This window comes from uncultured Enterovirga sp. (assembly GCF_964242715.1).
GTDB lineage: Bacteria > Pseudomonadota > Alphaproteobacteria > Rhizobiales > Beijerinckiaceae > Enterovirga.
Map to the genome: position 1 here is coordinate 1 of NZ_CAXTAZ010000109.1, position 2,350 is coordinate 2,350.

Consider the following 2,350-nt stretch of genomic DNA (forward strand, 5'->3'; position numbering starts at 1 on the left):
CAAACCCCAGCCGTGAATCCCGCTTCGAATCGGAAAGAGCTGAACCCGCTCTAGCCTCGCACCAGCAACGGCGGTTCGCGCCGGTTCGGCTATTCGGTTGGCTCCTGTCGCCCCTCTCGCGCTGAAGAGTCGCTACGCCATAGCGGCCCGCCGACCGAAGCCGCTATGGATGCCGCTCGGTCGTGCCTCCCGCCGAGTGACGAGTAACCTTGATGTGCGCGCTCGGCGACCAAACCACATCGCGCTTCGCTTGTTGGCATTCCTCCAGCTGCAAGGACCGAATGATGAGCCAGAGTTCGCCTCTCCGTATCGCAGAGGTCGCGCCACCAGCGGGCGGATGCATTGGCATCACCTTCGCGCCCGGCAAGAAGCAGGTGAACGCGTGGAGCGGTAGGCACGACCGTGATCTGGCAGTCGACCTCGACGCTATCGCGGCCTGGGGCGCGGCGGCCGTTGTCACCCTGATCGAGCCGGCCGAGCTGAAGGCTTTGCAGATCGAGGGGCTCGGGGACAATGTCCGTCGGCGCAGGATGGAGTGGCTCCACTTACCGATCCCGGACGTGACCGCTCCGGACGCCGAGTTCGACCTCATTTGGCCCGGTCACTCGGCCCGTTTGCATGCCATCCTGAAGTCGGGTGGCAAGATCCTGGTCCACTGCAAGGGCGGACTCGGTCGCGCCGGAACAATTGCGGCGCGGTTGCTCGTGGAACTCGGAAGCCGGCCAGCCGACGCGATTGCAGCGGTCCGAGCTGTCCGACCCGGAGCCATCCAGACGAAAGAACAAGAACGCTGGATCGGAAGCGGCCGGCCAGCAGACCTGGCCAGTGCGCCGCCCGTGACCATTCGAGAGGTAACCAGCAAGTCCTAATCCAGGTTCGCTTCGCGCCGTTTCGGGCCATGGGATCATGACGCGTTAGTTGAGACCTCGAACGACGTCATCAGCTCCAAGACACGGCGCTGCATGTTCCGCCAGTCGGGGACGTTCGATGGTGCGTGCCTGAAGTAGAAGTGCCGGCCTCGATTGATGAACCGATGCTGGCAGGAATCAGGAAAGGCTTCGGATGGCGAGAAGCAGTCGATGACCGTGATGTTGGCGTCACCCAGGGCCGGGCCGTCGGTAAGGGCGACGTAGCGTCGGCTGATGTATTTCTTCTCGTCCTTGCCGCGCGTCACGGTCGTTGTTCTACATAAGCCCAGCTCGACGCCTTGTTCGGATACGTCACCCCGAGGGCCGTCCTTGATCAACTCCAGGACCCATTTCGGGTCCCATTGAACGAAAACCCAGCTGCTGTCGCGCTGTCCAGGCGTGAGTTCGCTCCACCGTCGGTCCAGGGGCTGAAAATCAGGTGATGCCGTCGCCAGCGATAGGGTACGGCTCATCCCTCCGCTCCACCTCGCTTGCCAGGCAACCGGAATGCGATAGGCGTCGTGCGGGGAGTACCTGACGTAGTTTTCGTGGAGAGGTTCGGGGAAGAGTAGCGGTTGTCCATCGGCAAAGTCCTGCACTGGTAGGCAGGTCACGGTAGGCCCGTGGTCCACTATTCCCCCGTTGAGCACGCCATCTTCGAAGCGCCCGCGCCAGTACGACCAGTGATACAATCGGGGCTTGGTGGCCTCTCCTACGACGAGGACGGCATGGTGCTGTAGGTAGAGTGGGCCGGAGGCCTCCGCCCGCATCGCCAAGATGGAAAGATCGAACCACGATCGGGCCGGCCGGTAGTCGGCGGAGTCCCTGCCGGCGACCTGGATGCAATACGGCTGCGATCCTGCGATCTCTTTCGCGTCCGTGACGACGCGCATCGACGTTACGCAAACTGCGCCAATGGTGAAACTCAATCCCGCAACCATGAGGCCGAGGACACCGAGCCTTCGCAGTGAGATCAAGGCTATCCCCGTGCGTCGCGGTGACGTCTCTCACATAAATGGCTGAGTCTGCATGCGGCTGAAAGCGAGTTGCGCTGGTCGCGTCCGCTTTCGGGCGTGCACCTGGAGTCCGCTCATGGCGCGACTAGGACGGGAGTAGCGCTACCTGTGGAAACGTCGCTGACGCTCGCTGACTCACAGGACATGGCATCGGCTTTTCGATCGGCTTTGCACCGGGTAGGCCTGCCGTGAGGAGTTGCTCATGTCGGACACGCTGAACCGAGCCTTCGCGTTCTGCCAACGCTTCGGGCTGCAAGTTCCGATCCTACTCGCGCCGATGGCGGGCGCGTGCCCGCCCTCCTTATCCGCCGCCGTTGCCAACGCGGGTGGCATGGGAGCTGCGGGCGTTCTCCTCCTGTCGCCCGGGGAGATCGCATCCTGGATGCGGGAGTTCAGAACAGCCAGCAACGGAGCGGTTCAACTCAA

General features: G+C 63.0%; 2 protein-coding genes and 1 pseudogene. 2 read left to right on the plus strand and 1 reads right to left on the minus strand.

Annotated features, from left to right (window positions below; all coding sequences use genetic code 11):
• Positions 1–212: 212 nt before the first annotated feature.
• A complete protein-coding gene (locus tag ACFE87_RS24770) occupies positions 213–869 on the plus strand; it encodes a cyclin-dependent kinase inhibitor 3 family protein (protein ID WP_375462320.1) in 657 nt (218 codons plus the stop codon).
• Between the two features lie 35 nt (positions 870–904).
• On the opposite strand, the gene ACFE87_RS24775 is transcribed toward ACFE87_RS24770, so the two are convergent.
• Positions 905–1,801, minus strand: a complete 897-nt coding sequence (locus ACFE87_RS24775; RefSeq protein ID WP_375462321.1) for a hypothetical protein — start codon at positions 1,799–1,801, stop codon at positions 905–907.
• Positions 1,802–2,126: 325 nt separating this feature from the next.
• On the opposite strand from ACFE87_RS24775, the pseudogene ACFE87_RS24780 reads away from it, so the two are divergent.
• Positions 2,127–2,350: pseudogene (locus ACFE87_RS24780) on the plus strand (nitronate monooxygenase); the annotation flags it as partial.

Excerpts from the sequence above, each read along its gene's own strand:
- ACFE87_RS24770 (WP_375462320.1), top strand. The coding sequence starts at position 213 with ATGTGCGCGCTCGGCGACCAAACCACATCGCGCTTCGCTTGTTGGCAT.
- ACFE87_RS24775 (WP_375462321.1), bottom strand. The coding sequence starts at position 1,801 with ATGCGCGTCGTCACGGACGCGAAAGAGATCGCAGGATCGCAGCCGTAT.